The 18,453-nt window shown below is 31.4% G+C and carries 15 protein-coding genes; 7 read left to right on the forward strand and 8 right to left on the reverse strand.

The genetic code is table 11. The features are described from left to right. Positions 1-61: 61 nt before the first annotated feature. From JK636_RS23160 to JK636_RS23170, 3 genes are all read right to left on the reverse strand, one after another. Entirely contained in the window at positions 62-853 is a 792-nt protein-coding gene (locus JK636_RS23160; protein WP_202751389.1) for a sulfite exporter TauE/SafE family protein, read from the reverse strand. A 23-nt stretch (positions 854-876) separates the two neighbouring features. Beyond that, entirely contained in the window at positions 877-1,443 is a 567-nt protein-coding gene (locus JK636_RS23165) for a TetR/AcrR family transcriptional regulator (protein WP_202751390.1), read from the reverse strand. A 219-nt stretch (positions 1,444-1,662) separates the two neighbouring features. Then, positions 1,663-2,493, reverse strand: a complete 831-nt coding sequence (locus JK636_RS23170; protein WP_243428302.1) for an AraC family transcriptional regulator — start codon at positions 2,491-2,493, stop codon at positions 1,663-1,665. 153 nt (positions 2,494-2,646) lie between these two features. Between JK636_RS23170 and melA the strand changes: the two genes are divergently transcribed. Beyond that, positions 2,647-3,945 carry an alpha-glucosidase/alpha-galactosidase gene (gene melA, locus JK636_RS23175; RefSeq protein ID WP_202751391.1) on the forward strand — a complete coding sequence of 433 codons (1,299 nt, stop codon included), beginning with the start codon at positions 2,647-2,649 and terminating at the stop codon, positions 3,943-3,945. 37 nt (positions 3,946-3,982) lie between these two features. Then, on the forward strand, positions 3,983-5,746 hold the full coding sequence (locus tag JK636_RS23180) for an alpha-galactosidase (protein WP_202751392.1): 1,764 nt from the start codon (positions 3,983-3,985) through the stop codon (positions 5,744-5,746). Positions 5,747-5,833: 87 nt separating this feature from the next. Here the strand turns inward: JK636_RS23180 and JK636_RS23185 are convergent, their stop codons facing one another. After that, a complete protein-coding gene (locus JK636_RS23185) occupies positions 5,834-6,658 on the reverse strand; it encodes a metallophosphoesterase family protein (RefSeq protein WP_207751808.1) in 825 nt (274 codons plus the stop codon). Between the two features lie 24 nt (positions 6,659-6,682). Further along, positions 6,683-7,213: a hypothetical protein gene (locus JK636_RS23190; RefSeq protein WP_243428303.1), complete on the reverse strand. Its 531-nt coding sequence runs from the start codon at positions 7,211-7,213 to the stop codon at positions 6,683-6,685. Between the two features lie 173 nt (positions 7,214-7,386). Between JK636_RS23190 and JK636_RS23195 the strand changes: the two genes are divergently transcribed. Beyond that, entirely contained in the window at positions 7,387-8,424 is a 1,038-nt protein-coding gene (locus JK636_RS23195; RefSeq protein WP_202751394.1) for an MBL fold metallo-hydrolase, read from the forward strand. A 53-nt stretch (positions 8,425-8,477) separates the two neighbouring features. Here the strand turns inward: JK636_RS23195 and JK636_RS23200 are convergent, their stop codons facing one another. The 3 genes from JK636_RS23200 to JK636_RS23210 are packed head-to-tail and all read right to left on the reverse strand — an operon-like array spanning position 8,478 to position 12,154. Beyond that, the gene (locus JK636_RS23200) at positions 8,478-9,596 is read right to left on the reverse strand and encodes a Ger(x)C family spore germination protein (protein WP_202751395.1); all 1,119 of its coding nucleotides are present in this window, start codon (positions 9,594-9,596) and stop codon (positions 8,478-8,480) included. Then, the gene (locus tag JK636_RS23205; RefSeq protein ID WP_202751396.1) at positions 9,583-10,674 is read right to left on the reverse strand and encodes a GerAB/ArcD/ProY family transporter; all 1,092 of its coding nucleotides are present in this window, start codon (positions 10,672-10,674) and stop codon (positions 9,583-9,585) included. Before JK636_RS23205 ends, JK636_RS23200 begins: the two co-directional genes overlap by 14 nt. Next, positions 10,667-12,154, reverse strand: coding sequence for a spore germination protein (locus JK636_RS23210; RefSeq protein ID WP_202751397.1), 1,488 nt, complete (start codon positions 12,152-12,154; stop codon positions 10,667-10,669). The genes JK636_RS23205 and JK636_RS23210 overlap by 8 nt, the downstream gene beginning before the upstream one ends. A 257-nt stretch (positions 12,155-12,411) precedes the next feature. On the opposite strand from JK636_RS23210, the gene JK636_RS23215 reads away from it, so the two are divergent. From JK636_RS23215 to JK636_RS23230, 4 genes are all read left to right on the forward strand, one after another. After that, positions 12,412-14,184, forward strand: coding sequence for an aminopeptidase P family protein (locus JK636_RS23215; RefSeq protein WP_202751398.1), 1,773 nt, complete (start codon positions 12,412-12,414; stop codon positions 14,182-14,184). A 180-nt stretch (positions 14,185-14,364) separates the two neighbouring features. After that, on the forward strand, positions 14,365-15,456 hold the full coding sequence (locus JK636_RS23220) for a GerAB/ArcD/ProY family transporter (protein ID WP_202751399.1): 1,092 nt from the start codon (positions 14,365-14,367) through the stop codon (positions 15,454-15,456). After that, entirely contained in the window at positions 15,440-16,567 is a 1,128-nt protein-coding gene (locus JK636_RS23225) for a Ger(x)C family spore germination protein (protein ID WP_202751400.1), read from the forward strand. Before JK636_RS23220 ends, JK636_RS23225 begins: the two co-directional genes overlap by 17 nt. A 20-nt stretch (positions 16,568-16,587) precedes the next feature. After that, positions 16,588-18,018 (forward strand): spore germination protein, encoded by a 1,431-nt coding sequence (locus JK636_RS23230; RefSeq protein ID WP_202751401.1) that lies wholly within the window; start codon positions 16,588-16,590, stop codon positions 18,016-18,018. Positions 18,019-18,453: the final 435 nt, after the last annotated feature.

Consider the following 18,453-nt stretch of genomic DNA (forward strand, 5'->3'; position numbering starts at 1 on the left):
TATGAGAAAGGAGAACGTAGATAGATTTGAATTTATACGAATCTATCTACGTTCCCCATTTTTATTTTATTATAGCTATTGCGGTCATTACTATACCCATCGCCGTAAAACATATGCCAACAGTTCGTTGTAATGTTTTTTCATTAATCTTATTAGCAAAGCGAGAGCCTAAAATTCCGCCTATTACAGCACCTGCTGATAGTAAAATGCCTAATAAAATATCTATGTTTCCTCTAACAGCATAACCTATAGTTGAGGAAAGAGCAGTTATAGCCATTATAAGAGTAGAAGTACCTATAGCCTTATGAAGTGGAAATGACATTAATATTATTAAAGCTAGAAGTATCATAACTCCGCCGCCGGCTCCAAATATTCCGCTTAATATTCCTATACCTAATCCTATAATTAATGCCGCTAATATTTTTTGCCATTCTGCTTTAAAATGTATAAATCCACTTACAGTATCTGATGGAGCATTTTTTTCTTTATAACTCTTTCGTATCATTGATAAGCCTGCAATAACTAAAACAATCCCAAAGCTTGAAGAAAGGTTGCCTTCACCCATTTTACTTGCAAAGGATGCACCTAACTGAGCTCCAATAATAGAAGTTAAAGCTATCCAAATACCTGATTTAAGCTCAATATTGCCATTCTTGTAGTAGGAATAGGCCACAGTTAAAGAAGCTATAACATCTACAAAAAGACTTGTACCTATTGCGGTGTGAACACTAACTTTGAAGAACATACTTAAAATAGGAACTATAATCATAACTCCGCTGGCACCTATAAGACTTGTAATACCGCCGGTTACAACACCAATAGCTACTGCTAAAATATAAAATAATAAATTCATAATAATTTGCCTCCTTTACTGCATTATTTTAATGATAAGCTTATAAATTTAATTAAGAAATTGATGTTATCTTCCTTATCATTTGGATGGAATTCTATCATTGTTAATAAACATACCATTAACGATTCTGCTAATCTTATATCAACGTTAGAACAATTGCTAAGATGATTTACCTTAGCACTACATTCAAAGAAATACTCTAATTTTGAAATCAGGCAGAGTTTTAAATCGTTAATTTCACTGTCATCTTTTAGCTCATCTATTGAAGTGTTTATTAAAGCCTTTCCTAATCCATTTCTTGATTCAATATCTTCATAAAGTGTTTTTATAAGTTTTTCGAGCTTTTGTTCCGAAGAAATAGTAAGTTCGTTTATATTATCAAGTTTGTTGAATGTATTTTGCCAACTTTCTTTAAGTATGCTTATATAAAGCTGTTTTTTATTTTCGTAGTAATTATATAAAGTTCCAACAGCTACCTTGGATTTTTGGGATATCATTTTCATATCAACATTTGTATAGCTAAGTTCCATAAACAATTGAGTAGCAAAGTTTCTAATAGTTTGCTCAACGTCTTTAATTATTTTTGGCATAATAGCACCCCTTTTTTATGAATCGTGATTCATTTAAAGTATATATTTATTATATAATCATATTTTTTATTTGTAAATACATTTTTAATTCATGTAAAATTAATACATATAAAAACACTTGAATTTATAAAATTCATGAGTAATTTTTGTGAAGTTAAGAATTTTAAATATAATATTAGGACTGGTTTATTTTAAACCAGTCCTAATATTATATAGATATTAACTTTTTACTAAATACTCGCTGGGAGAATAACCTTTTATCTTTTTAAAGGTTTTTGAGAAAGCCAACTGATCCGTATATCCAACTGACCGGGATACATCCGCTATTCTTAAGTTTTTATTTTGCTTTAAAAGCTCACAGGCTTTATTAACCCTGTATTGGATCAAAAAATTTTCTGGAGATATATTTAGGGAGTTTTTAAAAAGACTACTAAAATAGCTTCTATTTAAGCCAATATGCTCTGCGATGTTTTTTACGGATATACTTCTATGATAATTCATTTCTATATATTCTATAGCTTTTTGTATATATTCATGTTTATAGCTTGTTGGTTCTTTTACCTTGGCTTCTTCAATCAATACCGATAGAAATAGATAAAGATAACCCAGCATTCCAATTTCGCGAGCATGTTCGAGTTTTGTGCTTTCAAAAATTTTACTCAAATATTCTTTAACAATGTCAGGATGTTTTGTTGTTATTAAAGGACTGTACTTGCTTAATCCAAGCTGACTAATATACTGAGGGGCTTTTATTCCGTTAAAACCTACCCATATATAATTCCAGGGAGTATTTTCATCAGCTTCATAATAAGTTATATCACCAGGGCATATTAAAAAACCCTGGTTTTTTTTTATTTCAAATGTAAGTTCATCTATATAAAATTTGCCGCAGCCCTCCGTAACAAAGTGTATCAAATAATGATCTCTAACTGCAGGGCCATAAGAATGTTTAGGTTTACAGTTTTCCCAGCCACATTGATAAACTACTAAATTTGAGTCATATTTATTTGTTATTTCTAGGAATAATTCCTCCATAAGAAAATCACTCATATGAAACCTCCAAGAAAATTTAATATAAATTAATGTAACATTGAACTATACACTAACAACATAATTCCATATATATTAACTTGTCTACTGACTATAATTATAAATGAAAACAAAAATAAAGTAAAAATAAAACGTTTAAATGGAGGGATATTTATGGGAAAGATAGCTTTTATGGGGGCAGGTAGTACAATTTTTGCGAAAAATGTATTAGGTGATGTGATGTCAACTCCATCGCTTTGTGACTCGGAGATTGCGCTTTATGACATAGATCACAAGAGATTAAATGAATCAGAAGTTATTTTAAATAATATTAATAATAATTCCAATAATGGACGTGCAAAGATTACAGCTTATCTAGATAGAAAAGAAGCTTTAAGAGGAGCAAAATATGTAGTAAATGCTATTCAAGTAGGGGGATATGAACCTTCTACAGTTATTGATTTTGAGATACCTAAAAAATATGGCTTGCGCCAAACTATAGGGGATACCTTAGGTATTGGAGGAATATTTAGAGCTTTAAGAACCATTCCTGTATTATTTGATTTTGCTAAGGATATGGAAGAAGTTTGCCCCGATGCATGGTTTTTAAATTATACAAATCCAATGGCTGCACTTACTGGAGCTATGCTTAGAGGAACAAGTATTAAGACTGTTGGGCTTTGTCATAGTGTACAAGTTTGCGCAGATCATCTATTAAAAGGATTGGAAATGAAAACTGATAATCTTCAATGGAAGATAGCAGGTATAAATCATATGGCTTGGTTGCTCGAAATTTCAAGAAACGGAGAAGATTTATATCCGGAAATTAAGAAAAGAGCTCTAGAAAGAGAAGCCCCACACCATGATATGGTCCGTTATGAGATAATGAAGAGATTCGGTTATTATGTAACAGAATCAAGTGAACACAATGCAGAGTATATGCCTTATTTTATAAAGGATAAATATCCTGAGTTAATAGAAAAATTCAATATACCTCTTGATGAATACCCAAGAAGATGCATAGCTCAAATAAAAGGCTGGGAGCAAATGGGCAAGGACTTGGTTAACAACAAAAACATCGAGCATAAACGAACAACAGAATATGCTTCATATATAATGGAGGCTATGGAAACTAATATTCCATATAAAATTGGAGGAAATGTATTAAATGCAGGATTAATAACAAATCTGCCTAAAGATGCAGTAGTAGAAGTTCCATGTTTAGTTGACAGAAGCGGAGTAACTCCATGTTATATAGGTGAGCTTCCGCCTCAACTAGCTGCATTAAACAGAACTAATATTAATACACAACTATTGACTTTGGAAGCAGCTTTAACAGGTAAGAAGGAACATATTTATCATGCTGCACTGCTTGATCCTCATACTTCAGCAGAATTATCAATAGATGATATCATTTCCTTGTGTGACGATTTGATTGAGGCCCATGGCGACTGGCTTCCTAAGTTTGTTTAAGTTGTAATTGGGTTTTTAAGAAATGGAGGAGGCTAAAGTGAAAGAAATTAAATCAAACTATAGAATAATTAGAATAGATGGAGCAGATGATTTAAATTTAAATATCGTGAGTGAAAAGTTAGAAGAGGGTCTGGAAAGCATAAAGTTTAAAATTACTTCAGAAAATCCAATTTATATGCCTAAAGTAACAATTTCATGGAAGCAGCCAATTATAGATATACATTCTTATTGGTATCCTACAGCTTTTAGAAATAAGGCCTTCCACGCTGATTGGGCAAGAGGATTTTTCTCCAAGGCAACAATTTCTGCACCGGTTTCATGTCTTTATAATGCAAATGGTCAGAATAGACATACATGTGCTTTTTCTGATGCTTTAAATACTGTTAACATTAATGTAGGTGTACATGAAGAGGATGGTACTTTTGAATGTAAAATTGTTCTCTTTACAGAACTCTCAAAGAAAACACATGAATATGAAGGAGAGCTTAGAATAGATACAAGAGACATACCCTTCTACGAAAGCCTAAAGGATGTTTCAAAATGGTGGGAAACCTTTAAAAAGTATAAGACTGCCTTTGTGCCTGAAGCTGCAAGGCAGCCTATGTATTCGACCTGGTACAGTTTTCATCAAGAGCTTAAGGATTATGAAATTGAAAAGCAATGCAGCATAGCTAAAAAACTAGGCTGCGAGGCTGTTATTGTGGATGACGGCTGGCAGACAGAGGATAATAATAGGGGGTATGCTTATTGCGGCGACTGGAAGGTATCTAGTAAAAGAATTTCTGATATGAAAGAGCATGTAAAAAGAGTGCATGATATGGGACTTAAATATTTGCTTTGGTACAGTGTTCCATTTGTTGGGTTGTATTCAGAAGTTTGGAACAGGTTTAAAGATAAGCTTTTAGGCTATGATGAAATTTTAAAGACAGGAGTACTTGACCCAAGATATCCTGAGGTTAGAGAATATTTGATTTCTATATATGAGAATGCAGTTGCTGAATGGGACCTAGACGGCCTAAAGCTTGATTTTGTAGATGAATTTGATTTACCTTATGATAAAAAGGATAATTACAATGAATTTATGGATTTTGAATCAGTTCAAGAAGCCGTAGATTGCTTATTAAGTTCAGTGATTGAAAAGCTTAGATTTATTAAGCCTGATATTATGATTGAATTTAGGCAAAGATATATAGGACCTTATATGAGAAAGTATGGTAATATGTTTAGAGTTACAGACTGTCCTAATGACCCAATAACTAATAGAATAGGATCAATGGATATAAGACTTTTATGTGGAAATACTGCAGCTCACTCAGATATGCTTATGTGGAATACTGATGATACTGTGGAAAGTGCAGCTTTGCAGTTTATAAATATATTATTTTCAGTACCTCAATTATCTATGAGATTTGAGAATTTACCTCAAGAGCATTTTAAAATGATCAGCTTTTGGCTGAGATTTTGGAAGCAGCATAGAGATGTACTTTTAGACGGCAGACTTATACCCTATTATCCTGCATTAAACTATCCTGTAATTGTTTCTAGCACAGAAGAACAATATTTAGCAGCTGTATACGCTGATTTTGTTGTGCATTTAGGCAAGGAAGCAAACAAAAATATAATATTAGTAAACGGAACATTAAAAAATAAACTCTATGTTGAAATAGAAAATGATTTAGGACATAGGAAAATGGAAGTTTTAAACTGCATGGGGGAAGTAGTTAAAAAGGAAAATATAAATTTAGGCAAGGGAGTATTGATTGTTGATATTCCAGTATCAGGTATTGCTTATATTAAATAATCAAGCAGCTTAGCAGATGCTTATAAGTAATAAAAAGCCGTCGCGATATCTAGATAACTTCTTATCTAGATATCGCGATGGCATTTTTTATTTATCTATTTTAAATTTATTTAAGACTTTTCCATCTATACCAATAGCGGATACGTTGATAAAATCTTCATCAACATCTACAATTACACAATGGTGTTTAGCTATAGGAGCAACCAGTACCCCCTTCTTATCTTTATATTTGTCTCTAAGTTTTTCTCCTCCTCCGCCAGTAATAATTTGATGAACACAGTCTATTTTTCTTATTGAATAATTATGTTCATGTCCTGAAAAAACAATATCAATATTGTGCTTTTTAACTATATTCCAAAAGGCATCTCTTTCACTAGGGTACAAGCCCAAGCAATGCCCTAAATGAGCTCCTGTAGGAAAGGCAGGAGAATGAACAAATAAAAATTTATTTTTAGTTTCTCTTGAAGCAGCAGCTTCAAAAAAAGCAAGCTGTTTTTCGGAAATTTTATTTAGCTCTCCATAGTGAAAGGAATTAAGTATTATAAGTCTTGTATCTCCATAGTCCACATAATAAGCGGTATTGTTATAATCCTCAAGGCATGTATCGGGCAATGTATAGTTGTAAAACATTTGAAATACTTTTTCGTAAGAATTATCTATAGGTTCGTTATTTACTTCATGATTTCCTATTATGGGAAGCAAAGGTTTATCAGAATAATATTTTTCAATTAGTGCTCTAAAGCCTTGAAGCTGACTAACTAATATAGCTTTATCACTGCTGCCCGCTATATTATCCCCGCCAAGTACAATAAATTCAGGTTCAGATTTTAGCTTTTTGCTTTCTTTTAATAATTTTGATACAACCTTTTCATTTATACCATTATCCTTGCCTTTTGTATCGCTTAATATCATGAATCTCACAGTATCATCTCCAAATTAACTAATCTTTTTGTAATTAATTTTTTTATAGTGTCTCCATTTTTCATAAAGATCAGGTCTAGTCTCCTTCAGAAAATCAAATAATTCCTGTTTAAAGCCAGTCTTTTCAATACCGCTGATAAGCAAGTTTGGAATTTCAGTTTTCTTTTTCATTGATTTTGCAGTATCTATAAGCTTAAGCTCATAAGAAGGAGTAACAAAAACATGAAATATAGCTGCATCAAGTCTTTTGTAGCCAACTTTAATCATGGACTCATACAGTTCAATAATCTTAGTTATAGTATGTGATGTTAATTTATGTGTCTCTAAATATTTATCAAGCTCAATTCCGGAGATTAGTTCTCTTACAATATAGTTCTCTCCATATTTATAGAGCTTTGGGAAATGAATATCTCCCTGAGCTATTGTTAAAGATTGTACTTCTTCCTTGCACTCTCTTTTGCTCTTAAATACTTTAATGCATTTTTCACTGTCAATTTTATATACACTGCCCTGAGTTCCTGTTCCTAAAAGCTGAAGTTCTTTCAAATTAAATCCTGAATGCTCGCTTATAAAAACCACCTGCTTAAAAATAATCATAATGTCAGTATATGATTTGAAAAATGTCTTTGTGTACTAATAGTTTGAGAAAAGATTAGAAATACTCTTTTGGAGAATACTATTAAATTATCAGAATGGTTTATAGAAAGGAGGATTCAGTGATGAAGCTTAAACTTGGAAAAAATACATCAAAAGAAAGGCTTAGAAGAATAAAAAATTCACCTAATTACAGAAAAGGAAGATTTCATAATCTTGAAGGTGTTTATGATTTATCAGACTATACAAGCATCATTAGAATGCTTAAGGATATGTTTTTCAATAAAACTAAAAGACGTGAACCTCCTTGTGCTTTGCCTTCAATAAAAACTGATTTAATGAGTTTAAATCCAAATGAAGATATTATTATCTGGTTTGGGCATTCCTCCTGGTTCATTCAGCTTAATGGTAAAAGATTTTTAATAGATCCTGTGCTGAGCGGCAGTGCTTCTAAAATAAAATTCTTTAATAGAAGCTATAAAGGGAGTGATATATATAAAGTAAGTGATATTCCGGATATAGACTATCTTCTTATCTCACACGACCACTATGACCATTTAGACCATGAGGCTGTAGCAGAATTAAGACCTAAAATTAAACAGCTAATTGCAGGGCTTGGGGTAGGAGCATATTTTGAGCGCTGGGGCTTTGATAAAAGTATAATAATTGAAAAGGACTGGAACCAAGGTATAATTATTGATAATGGGTTTGAGATAACTATAACTCCTGCAAGGCATTTATCTGGAAGAGGGGGAAAGAAAAATCAAACTTTGTGGATATCCTTTGTAATAAAGACAGGGAATATGAAAGTTTTCTATAGTGGAGATTCAGGCTATGGCTCTCATTTTAAGCAAATTGGAGAAAGCTATGGTCCTTTTGATTTAGCTATTTTAGAATGTGGTCAGTACAGCGGGCATTGGCCTGATTCGCATATGATGCCTGAAGAGACAGTTCAAGCTTCTGTTGACTTAAAAGCAGAAAAACTGCTACCTTCTCATTGGGCTAAGTTTACCTTGTCTATGCATGCATGGGATGAACCTATAATTAGAGTAACTAAAGAAAGCAGCAGAAGAAATGTGAACTTGCTTCATCCTATGATTGGCGAAAAATTAGATATTAAAGTACCTAAGAAAACTGAAGCCTGGTGGGAGAAGATTAAATGATTTAAAACAGGTATGCTGGTTTTCACGCTAGCATACCTGTAGTATTATGCTTATTATAAATCTCCGCGCCCCGTTCTTTCAATATGGACCTTAGGCTTTACTTCAATTTCAGAATCCGATATAACTTTATCCCAATCTATTCCGTTGCGTCTCCCATATTTCGCAGCTGCTATACTTCCAAGTTCAAGACCATCAAAGCTGTAATCATTTTTTATTTTTTTAATTAAAGTTTCTGAAGAATTTTTTATTTTTTCTTCTATTTCCTTCTGAACCTCTTCTTTTGCATTAATATTATTATAAAAATTATTAAACATTTCGTTTTCCAAAATTTCACCATTTAATGTGACTTCAATTGTAAATTTATATTTGTCACCATTTTTTTCACAAGTAACCTTTCGTTTGGAGGTGCCATAAAAACTGAAAGATTCAGTAGGGGTTCTTTGTATGTCTATATGACCATGGCACTTGTTCTCTCTTAGAAGATTAAAAAATCGAGTCTCAGCCATATTTAGCTTTCCAATCATCTTATAGTTCTTAAATAAGGAAAGTCCTTTAACTTCAAAACCCTCGTCGGTGCTTTCTATATAAGGAATAACCAGAGATTTTCCCTCTTGAGTAGTTTTAATGTAAATATCAGAAAGATTATAGTGTTTTGAAAAAAAGTTGTTGTTGTTAAGATTACGAATAATTCCGTCAATCTCATCTGCAGCACAATTAGCTCCTTCTATTTGTCTTTTAAAAGCATTTTCTGCAGAACCAGAGATTACAGCAATGGAACCATTATCATTTACTGCTGGATTGTTGAATAAGAAGTCTATAATTGTTTTAATACCATTTTCAGATATATCTTCGCTGAATAAATAAACCTTTTCAAAACCTAATACAAACTTATTGCTTATTTTGGTCTGCCTATCTTCTCTTGCAGTACCAATTGTATTACCAATAGCCCTTCTTACATCGCAAGAAGATAACTTTTCGTTTTTAAAGGTATAGAAGCTTGTTGGAATTATAAATTGAAGTTCACCTCCAGCCTTTTTTTCTAAATCATAACCAATTCCATTAGTAATTAACATTTCTTCTATAGGCTGAGCAGTTATTCCTGACATAAATCCAGTTAAAATTATTAACAAAATAAGCAGTTTGAAGTAGTTATTGAACCTAACTTTCATCATTAGCACCCTTCTTTAAATGACATATAAAAGCAATAACTGTGGTATAAGCAACTGAGAATATTGCATCTATTACTGCAAGTCTGCTATTGATACTCCTTCTTGTAATCTCATCTTTATATTGAAGACTTAAATAAAGACTTAAAATAAAAATGACTATGAAAATGATTTTCTTATTAACTTTTTTAAATATATCTTTCAGTGTAAATGCAGATAAAAAATAAAAGTTTGATAAGGTCTTAAAGATAATTACGCTCCAAAACATCATAAAAATGAGCCTGAAATTACTTACTACAGGTATTACAACAGCTTTAGGCACAGTAGATACTGACCATACATATTTAGGTATAAGATCTATGCCTAAAAAATAAATAGTTATGAATACAAACCAAAAATATATTCCTATTACAATAAATATTGTCTTATATATACATCCAGCCAGCTTATCCTTTTCTACCAAAAATGGTGATGCAATAAAAATTATTTCAATACCATTGTAAGCAAATAAAGACTCTTTTGTAGATTTTATTATATTAACTGGAGATGCCTGAAATACAGGAAGAAGATTTCTGTAATTACCTTCTTTAAAGGCGAATACCAAAATTGAACTTAAAATAATTGTTATAAAGAAAATCAGAGTATTTAGCCTGCCTAATATGCGTAAATCCTTATAGGCAGTAATTGATCCTATCAATAAAAAAACTATTAAAAGTTTTAGCTGAGTTTGGTAAGATGCTAATGATATAAGAAAAATGTTACACAATCCTGAAGCGACTGATGTTGTTCTATAAAGAAACATTAAAAATAATAAAAAATTTAGAAATGTACCTAGTATTTTACCAAAACATAACTTACTCAAATCAAGGATGTTTTTATCAGGATATTTTTTAGCAACAAAAAGCCATAGTGTGCCAAGATATAAGGGGAAAACAGCTCCTAAAATTCCTGCAATCCAAGCATCTTGGCCAGACTTTTTTACAAGGTCATTAGGAAGTGATAAAGCCCCGATGCCAACAATAGTTCCTACTGATAGAAAAATAAGTTGTCTTGAATCTACACTATTGTTGCTTGGATTATTCATTTTTTGGCCTCCTAAATATTTTTCTAAAGTTCTTTTGACGTACAGGATTATTACTCGATACAGATACTGGCCTGTTGTTCATCTTCCATAAGGGATAGCGGAGAAAAATATCCTTAAAATCACCCTTGTTATTAAAATTAAGATATGGCACTCCAAAGCTATCAATGGAAAAAAGATGAAGAACTATGAAATACCAGCCTATAGTAACCCCAAGTACGCCAAAAATATTAGCAAGGATTAAGACAGGGATAGTAATAATTCTTACAGATTGAGCCATTTCGTAATTAGGTATGGAAAAGGAGCATACAGCTGTAATTCCGACTATAAGCAGTGTGGCCGGGCTTACTAATTTTGCCTGAAGAGCTGCATTTCCTATAATAAAACCACCAACAACACTTACAGTTTGACTTATTCTACTTGGAAGTCTTAATCCTGATTCCCTAAGTAGCTCTATAACGAAAAGCATTGAAAGTATCTCCATAAAAGGAGTAAGTGCTATACCTTTTCTCGATTGAACTATTGGAATAACAAATTTTATTGGAATAAGCTCGCTATTGAATTTTATTAGGGCTAAATACAATGAAGGCAAAGTGTAAACAAGAGTAACAGCGGTAAATCTAATTATCCTTATAAAAGAAGAAATTAGTGTGCGTTCGTAGTAATCTTCAACCGTCTGAAAGAAGTCAATCATAGTAGAAGGATAGGTGATAACATAAGGTGTACCATCAAGAATAATAGCTGCTCTGCCTTCTAGAAGTGCAGCCGCAATAATATCCGGACGCTCAGTTCCAAAACTTTGGGGAAAAGGAGAGTAGGTATAGTCTTCTATAAATTGCTCAAGCACTCCGGTAGCAAGTACTGAGTCTACATCAATTGCTTTTATACGCTTTTTTATTTCATTTAATATATCATTATTGATAATATCTTCCATGTATACAATAGCTAAATCAGTTTGACCTCTAGAGCCTATTAGATATTTATCAATGGATAAGTTTTTATCTTTAATTTTACGTTTTATCATTGAAAGATTACTTTCTAGATTTTCAGTAAAACCCTCCCTAGAACCTCTGATAGCGACTTCGTTAGGGGGTTCTTCTATAGCTCTGCGCATCCATGAAGATGTATCAATTAGAATAAATTGAGGAGAATTACTTAATACAATAACAGTACAACCTCTTTTTAAAAAATATAGTACTTTATTTATATCTTTTTCGACAATAGTATTACTCATGGAAATATATTTTTCGCAAAGATATTCAGGAAGATTTAAAATAGTACTTAAATCTTCATCGACACGAAACATTAGTGGAGACAGTACGTCTCTGTCAATAATATTTTTTTCTGTTAAACCTTCTAAATATAATATGGAAGCATTTATTGGCTTTATTTTTCCTATTATAAAAAATTTTACGACTAGATGTCTGTTACCAATATCTTTTGATATTTCATTTATTTTATTTTTAAGATTTATATCATTCATAATTGTAATAAATCACCCCCAGAGTCAATAAATAGTTTTCCTTACTTCCTTTATTTTTATAACTTTCATATTAGTTCTTTGATAGATATATATATTACAGACTAACCTTGGGCATTTTTTTAAAGTTAACAACTTTTTAATGAATTTATCGTGAAAAAAATTTACGAATATTATGTTATTAATGAAAGCTGTGCTATAATGTAATCAGTATCATGAAGTATTACTACTAAAATATGACAAAAATATGAGGTGAAATTATGAACGTAAAAGAAAGAATCGAAAAGTTAAGAAACCTTATGAGAGAAAGAAATATTGAAGCATACATAGTACCAAGCTCAGACCCTCACCAAAGCGAATATGTTGCAGAACATTATACTGCTAGAGCCTTTATATCAGGTTTTACAGGTTCAGCAGGAACAGCAGTAATTACTTTAAAAGAAGCTGGCTTATGGACAGACGGAAGATACTTTCTTCAAGCTGAAAATGAGCTTAAGGGTACAGGAGTAACTTTATTTAGAATGGGTGAAAGCGGAGTGCCAACTATTGAAGCTTTCCTAAGAGATTCTCTAAGTAAAGGATCAAAGGTTGGATTTGATGGAAAGGTTATATCAGTAGATTATTTCAGAAGTCTAAAAAATGTTTTAGACAGCAAAGACTTTTCATATGCAATAAATGAAGATTTAATAAATGAAGTTTGGTCAGACAGACCAGAAAAGCCTACTACAGAAGTTATACTTCATGATATAAAATATACTGGAAAATCAAGAGAAGAAAAGCTTTCTGAAGTTGTTTCTGAAATGAAAGCAGTAGGTGCAGATTATTATGTAATATCAGGTTTAGATGATATTGCTTGGCTTTTTAATATAAGAGGAAGAGATGTAGAATGTAATCCATTGACAATAGCATATGCTGTTGTTACAGAAAACAAAAACTACTTATTCATAGATGATAGAAAAGTAAGTTCAGAGGTTAAAGAAGAACTTGAAAAAGCTAATGTAGAGCTAAGACCTTATGACAGCATAGTAAATTTCGTTGCTAATATTACAGAGGGGACAGTACTTGTTGATCCATCAAAGACTAATACTTGGGTTTATGATGCAATCAAGGTTAAAACTGTAGAAGCTATGGATATTACAACAAGATTAAAAGCAGTAAAAAATGAAGTTGAAATTAAAAATGTAAGAAACGCTATGGTTAGAGACGGCGCTGCTATGGTTAAGTTCATCAACTGGATAAAGAAAACTATAAAGACACGTACTATAACTGAAATTGAAGCAGCTGATAAACTTGAAGCCTTTAGAAGAGAAGGAGATAATTTCTACGATTTAAGCTTTACAACAATTTCAGCATACAAGGAAAATGCTGCAGTTGTTCACTATCATCCTACAAAAACTAGCTTTGGAACTATAAAACCAGAAAGCTTTTACTTAATAGACTCAGGTGCTCAATATCTAGATGGCACAACAGATATAACAAGAACTTTAGCAATGGGACAGCTAACTGAGGAAGAAAAGAAAGATTATACTCTTGTACTAAAGGGTATGATTAATTTAGCAAGTCAGAGATTCCTTTATGGAACTACTGGCTCAAATCTTGATATATTAGCTAGAATTCCATTATGGAATGCCGGAATGGATTATAAGCATGGAACAGGACATGGTATAGGCTTCTTCCTAAATGTTCATGAAGGACCACACAGAATAGCTATGGTTCCTAATACCGTTAAGCTTGAAAAAGGAATGATTATGTCTGATGAGCCAGGAGTTTATAAGGCTGGTAAGCATGGAATAAGAATAGAAAACCTTGTTACAGCTCAAGAAGATGAAAAGACAGAGTACGGCGGACAATTCATGAAGTTTGAGACATTAACTTTATGTCCTATTGATTTAGAGCCTATTGATGTTTCTTTATTAACACCAGAAGAAAAAGCATGGCTAAATAATTATCATAAGACTGTATTTGGAAAGTTATCATCTAACTTAAAGGGTGAAGATTTAGAATTCTTAAAATTAGCAACAAGAGAAATATAACTATAAGCTTAATTTCTATAATAAAAAAGTCTGCAAAGCATCATAATAAAATGCTTTGCAGACTTTTTTTAGTTTTTTTAAAAAGGCAAAAAACCATAAGCATGTATATATACTGATTTCAAATTATATTTCTGAATTAAATGGATAAACTATTAGAAATGCCATTGAGGGGAATTATAAATGAAAAATAATATTACCAGCAGACAGGTTTCATTTGTCCTATACGGTATAATAGTAGGTTATGGAATTATAGATTTGCCTAAAAATACAGCGGAAGTTGGGGGAACTGGTGGATGGGTCAGCTTATTTATTGCAACGATAATTTTTATAGTTATTACATATATGCTTACATATCTGCAATATGTGCATGAAGATAAAACTATTTATGAGTACAGCCTGCAATTAGTAGGCAAATTTTTAACATATGTTTTTACTTTCGTCTATATAATCTACTTCTTTTTATTTTTTACAATGATTAATAGGATATCTAGTGAGACAATGACAAACACAATTCTGATAAAAACACCTGTAAAGTACATTAGTATATTATTTTATATAGTTACTGGATATGCAGCAGCAAAGGGCTTAAATACTATCATACGATTATGTCAAATATATGGAGCTATAAGTATCGGTTTTTCAATAATTTTCAGCTTAATTTTATTTACTAAAGGTAAACTAGTAAATATAACTCCCATATTTGTTACAAATGATATAATGGTTTATTTTAAAGGAATAGGCAAAATATTTCTTCCTCTGATTGGAATGGAGATACTTACTGTAATTCCTATAAAGAAAAATAATAATAAAAAAATAGCTAGATATACAACATTAATGGTTGGGGTTATAGGAATTTTATATATTTTCATTATAGAATCAGTTTTATCAGTTACTGGTGTTGAGCCAATTATACATATAAAAGCATCTGTATTTGTAGTTGCAAAGGGGATTGATGTATATTCTCTTGAGTTTTTGAGGAGGCTGGATGGTATATATATATTTATTTGGATGCTAAATATTGTTTGCAGTTTGAGCTTATGGAACTATGGAACAGTAACTTTAACAAGTAAAGTTTTTAAAGGCATAAGGCCTAGTATAATTATAATTTTTATTATTATTCTGTCTTATATCACATCTCTAATTCCTAAATCTATAATGCAGGTAGAAAAATTTATTACATATTTATCCTACGCAGGCATTATGACTTTTTTTATAATTCCTTTTATATTATTAATTGTTACAAAGGTGAAAAAAAATGATAAAAAAATATAAAAGTATTATGTTTTTATTAAGCTTAACCACACTCTTAACTGGCTGTTGGGATTATAATGATGTGAATAAAAGAAGTATTATTCTGGCAAATGGAATAGACGAGACAGATGATAAAATAGAGTTTACGGGTGAAATTGCAAGTCTTCTATCTAAAAATTCATCATCTGGCGGAAAAGGACAAATAACTGATACATATATTAATGTTGCCACAGGCAGATATTTTGAAGATGCAAGAAGTGCTTATAATTCACACGAACCCTTTGAAAGTTTCTTAGGCGCTCAAAGAGCAATTGTTTTTAGCCAGAAATATGCTGAAAGAGGAATAGAATCTTATATAAATAGAAATTACAATGCCCCAGAGTTTAGGAGCTCTGCACTTACAGCAGTAAGTAAAGAATCTTCAAGAGAATTTTTTAGTGGTAAAATTGAAAATGACATATCAATTGGATATGCTGCGGAAGATACGATAAAATATCTAAGTGATACTGGAGCTGCCCTATATAAAATAATTCAAGAAATAAATGCTGATATACAATTTGGCGACATAGGATATTTGCTCCCATACATTACAAAAAAAGAAGGTACTATAGAGTATATTGGGATGGCAGCAATGAAAGATTCAAAGCTAGTTGGAATTATAGATAAAAAAGAAAGTGACGGTTTTTTGTTTATTTTATCCAAAAAAGCAACGAACATAATTCCTTTTCCTCATCCAAGTAATGAAAAAAATCTAGTATCAATAAAATCGAAGCTTAAGAAAAGAAGGGTAAGGACTAGTTATGAAAATAATAAAGTTAATATATATTTAGATTTAAAGCTTATTTCACAGATATACTATCCATATAAAATTGAAATGATTAGTAAAAATGATATTAAAAAGCTAGAAGAAATGGTTAGCCGAAAAGTAGAACATGACGTACTTAAAGCAATAGAACGCTCAAAAAATGAGTTTAAATGTGATGTATTTGCTTTCGGCAGGTACTTTAAATCACAAAATATGAGCACATACCGGAAGATTAACTGGAAAGAAGAGTATTTAAATGCTGAATTTCATATAAATGTCACAACAAAAATTAAAAATACAAATCTTCTAGATACAAAAATTAAATGACTAAACTAAGGATGGATATTATGATAAGAAAAGATAAATATGCAAATAAGATTAGAGAACTCATAAACAATATATCCGATGTATCAGTGAGAAGTTTGTATGTTAAGAATAAGTCAATTTATATACTTTATATTCCACAGATAACAAACAAAGAAAGACTCTCGGAAGAAATAATAAAACCTATTATTCAGTATTCCGGTAATCACGATATTACAGAGGATTTAATAATGAAATCTGTTATCTATTTAGATGAGGTTTTCTGCGCCAATGATGAAAATGAAATAAGTAACTATATTCTTGATGGTAAATCAATTATTATAATATCTGATTGTGAGAAGTATTTGGTAGCAAATACTTTAAAAGTGGAAAAAAGAAGTGTAGAGTCTCCCGCAGTACAGTCATCGGCCAGATCGCCAAAGGATGCCTTTGTTGAAGCTATAGATGTAAATATATCACTTATCAGATACAGAATAAGGAATTCTGCTCTAAAAATTGATTATTATAGCGTGGGAAAAAGGACAAAAACCTCTGTAGCTGTAATATATATTGAAGATATTGCAAATCCAACATATGTAGCGGAGATTAAAAATAGAATTCAAAAAATTAATGTGGATGGAATATTGGAATCAGGTTATGTGCAAAAATTTATATCTGATGGAAGTAATAATTTATTTCCGCAGACTGGTATTTGTGAAAGGTCTGATGAAGCATGTGCCGACATATTAGATGGAAAGGTTTGTATTCTTGTTAACGGGAGCAACCTGGCATTAATAGCACCGAAAACTTTTATAGAGTTTTTTGATGCAGGAGATGATCATTATGAAAATGTATATTTTGGCATATTTTTAAAATTTATAAGATTTCTTTCACTAATAATAAGTTTAACTCTATCATCTATTTATGTTGCAGTTGTTGGTTTTCATTCAGACTTTCTACCTTCTCAATATATTTTAGCTATTGCAGCCTCCAGGGTAGGGGTTCCGGTTAATTCTGCTTTAGAGGCTACTATTATGGAAATTATACTTGAGTTATTAAGAGAAGCGAACCTAAGACTTCCCAAAAAGATAGGTACATCTATAGGAATTGTTGGTGCTATAGTAATTGGTCAAGCACTGGTAGCTGCAGGTCTTGTCAGTTCACCTATAATAATAATAGTAGCTCTATCATCATTAGCTTCATATGCCGTACCTGATTTTACAATTATAACCCCTATAAGGATTTTAAAGTTTTTAATGATTTTTTTAACAGCTGTTTTTGGACTATTTGGTTTTGCTATGGGCCTCAGTATTATTATGATTAAGTTAGCATCTACAACCAGCTTCGATGTACCGTATACCTCACCTGTATCGCCTTTCAGTTTTAAGGCTATGAAAAATTTTATATTTAGTAATGTAACTCAATCAAAAGAGAGACCAGAATATTTAGACTTAAAGGATAAAACAAGAGAATAAATAAGCAGCTCTGTTTATATATCTTTTCTAAGATTTATTGAAGTATAATAAAGATACTTGTCCTAGCGTGTCATCATGAGATATTCGCAATAATAGTGAGGTTATAAGAGTAATAGAAGGTTATTTTAATATAACAGGATAATAATGTTGAAGGCTAATATCTAAAAATGATATTATATTCCTTGTCGCTGACACAAAGCGACAACAAATCATTTAAAAAATCTTCAATATCTAATAGCAAGTAAAGATTACTTAAAAAAAGATGTTGACAGATGAAAGCTTAGATGATAAGATATAAAAGCTGTAACGAAGCAAAGCAAATTGGTCTTTGAAAATTAAACAGAGAAATTAAGGGTTAAAGTCCTAAATGGACTTTAACGGATAACTTAGCTGATGGAAATCAGCGAGTATAAGTTATCCAGGAACATGACCAGC

The organism is Clostridium rhizosphaerae (assembly GCF_016765585.1).
In the GTDB taxonomy this organism is placed as follows: Bacteria; Bacillota; Clostridia; order Clostridiales; family Clostridiaceae; genus Clostridium_AT; species Clostridium_AT rhizosphaerae.